Origin of the sequence: Bartonella sp. MU70NMGDW, assembly GCF_042194085.1 — a bacterium.
Lineage (GTDB): Bacteria > Pseudomonadota > Alphaproteobacteria > Rhizobiales > Rhizobiaceae > Bartonella > Bartonella grahamii.
The window spans coordinates 1-7,286 of the sequence record NZ_JBHIMK010000081.1; the positions used below are offsets into that span (position 1 = coordinate 1).

A 7,286-nucleotide genomic window follows, 5' to 3' on the forward strand; every position below is an offset into this window, starting at 1 on the left:
TGGTCGAAGGCGCTCCCCTGCTAAGGGAGTAGGGCTCAAAAGGCTCTCGAGAGTTCGAATCTCTTCCTCTCCGCCATTGACACAAAATGAAATTGACACAAAATGAGATTGTCTATGCTCGAAATGGCATAACCTCAAAAGCCCAGCATTTGCGGGCTTTTTTGCCATTTGCAATTGACTTACCCTCTATAAAGCTCCCCCCGTTTTTCTCTAATTTTTCTCCTAATATATGCCCCTTTAAAGCGAAGTAGGGAGCTTTTAGTCATGGGAAATCAAGGGGTTGGCAATTGACCAGTTTGCGCCAGTCTATGCCTAGCATTTACAACGTGTTTTCTGGAGCTCTGCAGGTAAAACGGCACGTATAACCTTTCCTCTTATCGAAAGGTATAGGATCTTCGCTCTGCCAGAAGGCTTCTTTAAGTTTCTTAATCAGTTCCTTCTTTTGTGTTTTGATATTATTGGCGAAAGCCTTATCGTTCCATCCTATAATGCCTTGTTTTTTAATAAAGCTTGTAAGCAATACCCACTGTAAATTTGGCTCGTTAGTTTTCTTATTCAGCATATGAAGGTCTGCTGGCTCATAGCGTTGGGTTTCCTTACCACAGGTGACAATGATTACCTCTCTCTTATGGGCCTTTTGTGTACGCTCATCATTTAGAATCTGTTCTTCTTGCCACTCAAAGATAAATTGATCCCATGAAGCACCTGATGGGCTAGAAAATTTCTTACACTCTATTTTAGGATCAGGGGCTTTGATCTTTGCAAAAAATGAGTTAAAGCTCTGCGAAGCTTTTTCAGTGTCTAGCAAGCAATTCTCGCCTTGCAAATTTTGTAATCCAATCAAATCTGAGCCTTTGGCACGAATAGAATTAATTCTAGCTTGGCCGATGTTATCAATGGACGGCAGAAGCAAAATGGCTGATTCGTCAAGTCCAATCACATGGTTGATTATGCCTTCCAGATCTCCATCGTAAATGTCGATTCCAAAGAAAACTGGATAACAAATGGTGCCCCGAGGAATATAGTGGCCAACTCTTATACAACTTGAGGAGCCCTCAATAGTCTGCACATCTTTGAAAATAGATATGTTTTTTGTGAGATCAGCAATTAGATCTGCTATTCTCCTCAAGTTTAGAGAAAATATCCGTCTGTCGTTATCTGAGATTTCTAATTCTGGACAATTCGATGAATCATCATTGCACACGGCCAGCAATTTTCCGTTAGGCATTTTACAAATACGCCTACCGCAACAACACCCACTTTCACAATGAAGGTTATCATCAAGAACTGTTGTTCTATCAAACAGCGATGTAATTATATCCGGTTCACCAAAATGCCTGACTAAAAATGCATAGTTATGTTCATGCCGAGGCAGCTTCGCGAGCTTTTTCCACATATTGTGATGCCTCTTTTTTCGGATTTTTTGGAATAATTAATTGCTGATCATTGATCCAGTCTTCAATAATCAAGCTGTCTTCGTCTCTACCAAATGTTGCTTGGTTTCCGGAACGAATACCAACCTTACGCGGCGTATTATTACCTTCAAAATAGACACTAAACTTAGCGTAAATGATATTTGCCTTGCTCGTACTCTCAAGTCCATTTTTTCTTATTAATGTACCCAAAAGATTTCCAGATTTTCTAATCTCAATTTCACCGCCCCAATCATATTGTAATTCCACGAGCCTGACGTCTTCTATGCCATCTACAGAAGCAAAGTTATGAGCTTCGGTTTGGATTTCACGCAATTTATCGAGTGAAAAGACTTTCTTTTCTGCAAAATAAGATTCATTGCCAAATATGTGCTTCCCGATACAGCGCAGATATTCTGGCAGCTGACCTTTTTTCCCATCAGTCCTCACACTGATGTCGTCAGTGTTACAATTATAAATCAGCAGATCATGGCATTGTGGATTATAAAAAACGCTCTGTGTTTCGCCATCTTTCATCTTCAGCTCTCGCTTTAGAGGCTTTCCATACTTGATCACGATGCTAACCCGATGACCTTGTGGAAACATATAAACCCGACAATTTCTGAGGCGGTTATTGCTGGCAAACCACTCATCGAGTTCGGACTGTAGTGCTGTGATGATATCTTCAGATACGACTGGAAAATCTCGCTTTTGTCCTTGATCTCCCCAGAAGAAGCTAAAACCTCTGTAATTTTTAACTAAAGCTTTTGCATACTCTGTGTGAAAAAGGTCTTCTTGGTTTAAAAAACAATAAAGCGCAATATCCGCAGGAGAACTGTTTGGCTGATAATTAATCGTAATATTTTGTTTTTTAGCTGCCAGTAAAAGAGAGTCCATTGCATCCTGACTAGACATTTCTGTTATCAGCTGCAGTGCTTCCATTAACTCATTGGTTTCAACAGAATCCTGCACACTATCATTGGGGCAGATAAATGCTTTTGTGACATCTTCAAAATTCAGCATTCCATTTTCAAGACTAACGTCATGCGCCTTAAAAAAATTTGGAAACTTTTTAAATAGTTGAATAAGAAGCCCAGCGTCCAATTCGCCTAAGCTGTCTACATTTGTGAATACCTTTGGATTATATCTCGACATCGCCAATCTTCTGTTTCGTTGTTACAGGGGTGGCCTCGGTGTCAACACCCGAGCAGACTTGCCCGAGCAGACGTGCCCGAGCAGACGTGTAAGTGCTTCCCAATTATTTTAAGTTCATCTTGTTGTCTTATGATGATGGGTTTTAGTTTCTGATTTTTAGGGCGCAGTTTAATATGCTCCCCTTCAATAGTTAGCTGCTTTACAGTGGACTCTTCGCCGACCATGGCCCCAACAATATCGCTGTTTTTAGCAATTGGCTGTTGGCGCACAACAACGTAATCTCCCTTGAAAATGTCAGCATCAATCACACTGTCGCCTTGTACTTTGAGCGCAAAGCATTTCCCGTGCAGCACACTACTTGGCATCATGACTTGACCAAACCGGTTTTCAAGGGCAAGAATCGGTTGGCCAGCTGCTACCATCCCCAATACAGAAACAGCCGTCAGATTGGTTTTATCTGGCGTTTGTGCGTGAAGGATTTCGATGGATCGCGCTTTTCGCGCCTGTCTGCGAATGTAGCCTTTATCTTCCAGTCTCTTGAGCCTTTCAAACACACTGGGTCCTTTCACACCCAATTCCACAGCAAACTCTTGTACCCCCGTGGGTGGATATCCCCATGGCACGTCTCAAGCGTTCAATAGCCCATAAAAACGCATTCTACGCGTTTGTCAGCTACTCCACAGCTTTCTTTCAATTTAAATAAAAACCTAATATAAATTAGGTTATTTTGATTCGCAATCCTACTTTGATTTAATGCACAGCATTGACTGAACCGACAGTTTTCAAGTTATTTCAGTAAGTAACTCCTTGAACGACGAAATTATTTTCAAGGAGGTCACCTATGTCTTCACTTTCCCCAAACCTTATAAATGAACGAGATCGTCGCAATGAAGTGGCTCGTTTACTGGCACTTGGCATCCTGCGTTGAAAGATGCGCTTTAACTGTCAGAAAGTAGCAACTCATCCCTCTAATGCATTAGACTTCAGAGTTTTTCCAAGCGTTCATGCCCATGACGAAGAACCAAAAAACCAAGGAGAAACAGATGAATAAAAAACTTCTGGCGCGTGTCGCTGCACTCCAAAACATGCCGTTATCTGACCTAAAAGCATTGTGGCGAGATGTATATCAGGACGAGCTACTCGGTTGGTCATAAGAGCCATATTATCCGCAGGCAGGACTATCGCCTGCAAGAGCTTGCTTACGGCGTTGATCTGCAGATCGAGAACCGGATCGACCAGCAGGCCAATGACCTATTTGGATCAGGTACAAGTAGCAAGACAAAGCGCAAGATACAATATCAGCGGCCTATCTCCAGCACCAAATTGGTGCGGGAATATAAAGGCATTGAATATCAGGTTACCATTTAGAAGAAGGTTATGAATATGCAGGCTGCCTATACAAAAGCCTGTCCAAAGTTGTGCTGTTCATAACAGGCAGCAGCTGGTCAGGATCTGCTTTCTTCGGATTGAACAACAAAGTACAAGGAGGCAAACATTGAGCGAAACTACACTAAAAAAACGCTGTGCGATTTATACGCGTAAATCAACCGAAGAAGGCTTGGACATGGAGTTCAACAGCCTTGATGCCCAACGGCGAGGCTTGTGAATCCTACATTGCCTCACAAAAGCATAAAGACTGGTTTTAGCTTCCTGATAACTATGATAATAGCGGATTTACAGGCGGCAATATGGATCGCCAAGACTTAAAGCGCCTGATGGATGACATCAAAAGCGGCTTGATTGATACGGTCGTTGTTGTACAAGGTTGACCGCTTATCCCACTCCTTGGCTGATTTTGCCAAGTTGATTGAGCGGTGTGATGAGCACAAAGTGTCTTTTTTCTCTGTTATCCAGTAATTCAACACCACCACATCGATGGGCCGATTGACACTGAACATTTTGCCTATTTTGAACGTGAAGTTATCGGCGAACGTATCCGCCATAAATTGGCGGCATCCAAACGCAAAGGCATGTGAACGGGCGGTGTTATGCCTATGAGCTATGTGGTGAAAAACCGCAAGCTCGTAATTGAACCAGACGAGGCTGAGGGCATCGGTAAAATATTTGATCTGTTTTTGATGACCAAATCCTCCACGGAAATGGCAAATATGCTGCCGCGCATGGGCGTTCTCAGTAAGCAGCGTACGACTAAAACGGACGCGTTATCGGTGACAAGGCACTGGATAAAGGCGGCTTCTATAAAATTCTTCAGAACCCTATCTATATCGGCAAGATCAAACATAAGGACCAGAACTACGAAGGCCGCCATTCAGCTATCATTGATATGGATACGTGGAATGAAGTCCGGGTCATCCGTGAAAGAGAACACCATCAACCGAGGCGCAATCACGCGGAAGAAAACCAAGGCCATTTTTATGGGACTTTTGAAGTGCGGCGAATGTGAATGTGGATTGGTAGCAAACCATACCCGTAAAAAAGGTGGCAGGCTTTATCGCTATTACACCTGTGAACACTACCGCAAAGGCATCAACACGGATTGCAAAGTTCGTAACGTCAGCGCAAACGAAATGGAAGCTTTGATTTTGAACCAGCTTCAAGCCGTTTTTGCCTCGCCGGAGATGATCATGGAAACATGGCGAGAAGCCAAAAAAGAGGATGTGTCCATCACGGAACATGAGGTTTATAGCAATTTGAATGACATCGTCCCGATCTGGAAAGAGCTTTATCCAGCTGAAAAGCAGCACATCCTTGAGCTGATGATTGAAAAAGTCATTGTTAATTATGGGTTTGTCGACATCCGGATCAGGGCTGCAAGCATGGAGAGTCTGGCGCGAGAATTGGATGAGCAAGACAAGCGATTGCAAGGCATTTCAACCAAGAAACTGGAGGAGCAAGCATGGATAAATGCGTAAAAATGATGGCGAACAATATGATTTCAATACGGGTGCTGATGCGGATCAAGAAATACGGTGGTAAAAAATGATCATTTTTCCCGAAGGCTATCAAAAGACCACGCCTCAAGAAGCCTCTAAACCGGATGAGACGCTCACGACAGCCTTGACCAAAGCCTATTACTGGCAAAACTTGCTTGATACGGGACGCTACACTTCAATTGTTGACATGTCGCGCTAACGCAAAATCAACACCTCCTATATGTTACGGATATTGTGCCTGAATCAGTTCGCTCCGCAGATCAAAAGAGCCATATTGGATGGAACGCAGCTACGCTAATTGAGCTTGCAAGATATGCAAACATCATTTCTCGATATTTAGGACGAGCAATTGAAGTATTTTGGATTTGCCTAATCTCGCCTCGGTGAAATTTCACCGAACACCCTGAATTTTTTTTCAAAAAAATTTTCACCCACCAAAGCCCTGCATGTCGGGGCTTTTTTTGTTTTTGTATCTCTTTAAACGGACCGTTTCACTGGCTTCCAGTGAGTTTTCGCCAGTCCCAGTTGACCCGCCCTTGTGGCGGCTAACCGCAACTGGAGACAAAAACCATGAGCAAAAACAACTATGAAGGCATTCATCCTTATGTCGTAAACCAAGTCCGTTATCACGCACGCAGCCTGATGCGGCATTCAGCCATTCATGGCGTAGAAGTCGAGGACCTCGAGCAAGAGCTCATGCTGGATTATATATCCCGCAAACAGGCTTATGATCCCGAAAAAGCAAAATGGTCGACCTTTGTTGACCGCATCCTCAACCACAAATGTGCCAGCCTGATTGAAGCAGCCCGCGCACAAAAACGTGGCTCTCGTATCAGTAACTTTTCACTCGATGCATGGCTTGAGGATAAGGACGGCGAAGATAATGCTTTGCCTGACCCTACAACTGAAGACCTGACTAGCCGCGATCTTCAAATCGACCTTGAACAGGCTGTTCAGCAGATGCCGTCGCATCTGGTGTTGCTGCTGATTGATCTGCGGACGCTCAGCATCAGTGAAATCTCCCGCAAAACAAAAACCCCACGCTCAACCCTCTACGGGACGCTGTCCGAATTGCGCGGATTGCTGAAGAAACGTGGCTTTGCGGAATATCTGCACTGAGCTTCCGACAGTTTTTGAGCCCTTTCGGTAAGTAACTCCTTGAAGGCAAGAAAATATGCCGGGTTCTCGCGGAAATAGAAGACCCCAACAGGAAATACCGCGACCGCTTTGCTCTTTGGGCGGCGTCAGAACCCAGCAGCCGGAAACGACATGACCAAAGAGCAATTTTTAACCCACGAAATCAAGGAGCTTTCATGTTTAAATCATTGTTACAAAAACTGATTAAAGTCAGCTACTACGCCAAACATGTTCCGGCATTTATTCAAATTCTGGCGCTTGGTGCTATTCCCGAAGACACCATCAAACCGATCCATGAGGCAACTCTGGATGATCTTGCGTTTGCCGTACAGGTTTTGGATAAAGAACAAAGCGCCATTTATAAGCGCCTGTCTGCCATCTGTGAGCTTTACACAGAAGCGCGTGCTAAAGGTGCATTAGGCGCTGAAAACATTGTGGATGCACTCTCCCGCAAAGGAGGTGCCCAATGAGCCTTCCTATCATCTCAGCCGATGAACGCTTGAAAGAAACCAAAGGCATCAAAGGGTGCATCTTCGGTAAAAGCGGTATCGGCAAAACATCACTGCTCTGGACGCTTCCCGCTGAAAAGACGCTGTTCTTTGATCTTGAGGCTGGTGATTTTGCCAAATTGGTGGGCAATCCCGAATTGTTAGGGCAAGCTTTAGATTATGTGAAAGATCCACAAGTC

General features: G+C 44.0%; 11 protein-coding genes and 1 pseudogene. 7 read left to right on the top strand and 5 right to left on the bottom strand.

The genetic code is table 11. From position 1 onward, the window contains the following. Positions 1 to 319: 319 nt before the first annotated feature. The 4 genes from ACFIKE_RS07415 to ACFIKE_RS07430 all read right to left on the bottom strand — a co-directional run bounded on the left by ACFIKE_RS07415 (position 320) and on the right by ACFIKE_RS07430 (position 3,758). On the bottom strand, positions 320 to 1,228 hold the full coding sequence (locus ACFIKE_RS07415) for a hypothetical protein (protein WP_375648973.1): 909 nt from the start codon (positions 1,226 to 1,228) through the stop codon (positions 320 to 322). Positions 1,229 to 1,361: 133 nt separating this feature from the next. After that, positions 1,362 to 2,567, bottom strand: coding sequence for a hypothetical protein (locus tag ACFIKE_RS07420; protein WP_375648975.1), 1,206 nt, complete (start codon positions 2,565 to 2,567; stop codon positions 1,362 to 1,364). Positions 2,568 to 2,608: 41 nt separating this feature from the next. After that, positions 2,609 to 3,190 (bottom strand): transcriptional repressor LexA, encoded by a 582-nt coding sequence (lexA, locus tag ACFIKE_RS07425; RefSeq protein WP_375648978.1) that lies wholly within the window; start codon positions 3,188 to 3,190, stop codon positions 2,609 to 2,611. Between the two features lie 379 nt (positions 3,191 to 3,569). Further along, the gene (locus ACFIKE_RS07430; protein WP_375648993.1) at positions 3,570 to 3,758 is read right to left on the bottom strand and encodes a hypothetical protein; all 189 of its coding nucleotides are present in this window, start codon (positions 3,756 to 3,758) and stop codon (positions 3,570 to 3,572) included. Here ACFIKE_RS07430 and ACFIKE_RS07435 point away from each other — a divergent pair. Continuing rightward, a pseudogene (locus tag ACFIKE_RS07435) lies at positions 3,687 to 4,066 on the top strand (DUF2924 domain-containing protein). The gene ACFIKE_RS07430 and the pseudogene ACFIKE_RS07435 overlap by 72 nt on opposite strands. A 204-nt stretch (positions 4,067 to 4,270) precedes the next feature. Here the strand turns inward: ACFIKE_RS07435 and ACFIKE_RS07440 are convergent. Beyond that, entirely contained in the window at positions 4,271 to 4,510 is a 240-nt protein-coding gene (locus ACFIKE_RS07440) for a hypothetical protein (protein WP_375648980.1), read from the bottom strand. A 290-nt stretch (positions 4,511 to 4,800) separates the two neighbouring features. Between ACFIKE_RS07440 and ACFIKE_RS07445 the strand changes: the two genes are divergently transcribed. The 6 genes from ACFIKE_RS07445 to ACFIKE_RS07470 form a co-directional block, all read left to right on the top strand. Continuing rightward, positions 4,801 to 4,971 (top strand): hypothetical protein, encoded by a 171-nt coding sequence (locus ACFIKE_RS07445; protein WP_375648989.1) that lies wholly within the window; start codon positions 4,801 to 4,803, stop codon positions 4,969 to 4,971. Beyond that, a complete protein-coding gene (locus tag ACFIKE_RS07450) occupies positions 4,943 to 5,440 on the top strand; it encodes a zinc ribbon domain-containing protein (RefSeq protein ID WP_375648991.1) in 498 nt (165 codons plus the stop codon). Before ACFIKE_RS07445 ends, ACFIKE_RS07450 begins: the two co-directional genes overlap by 29 nt. Before the next feature lie 67 nt (positions 5,441 to 5,507). After that, positions 5,508 to 5,660, top strand: a complete 153-nt coding sequence (locus tag ACFIKE_RS07455) for a hypothetical protein (protein WP_375648981.1) — start codon at positions 5,508 to 5,510, stop codon at positions 5,658 to 5,660. A gap of 371 nt (positions 5,661 to 6,031) precedes the next feature. Continuing rightward, positions 6,032 to 6,580: a sigma-70 family RNA polymerase sigma factor gene (locus tag ACFIKE_RS07460; protein WP_375648983.1), complete on the top strand. Its 549-nt coding sequence runs from the start codon at positions 6,032 to 6,034 to the stop codon at positions 6,578 to 6,580. A 194-nt stretch (positions 6,581 to 6,774) separates the two neighbouring features. Further along, the gene (locus tag ACFIKE_RS07465) at positions 6,775 to 7,068 is read left to right on the top strand and encodes a hypothetical protein (protein ID WP_375648985.1); all 294 of its coding nucleotides are present in this window, start codon (positions 6,775 to 6,777) and stop codon (positions 7,066 to 7,068) included. Then, a partial coding sequence (locus ACFIKE_RS07470; protein WP_375648986.1) for an AAA family ATPase occupies positions 7,065 to 7,286 on the top strand: 222 nt, incomplete at its 3' end. The genes ACFIKE_RS07465 and ACFIKE_RS07470, both read left to right, overlap by 4 nt.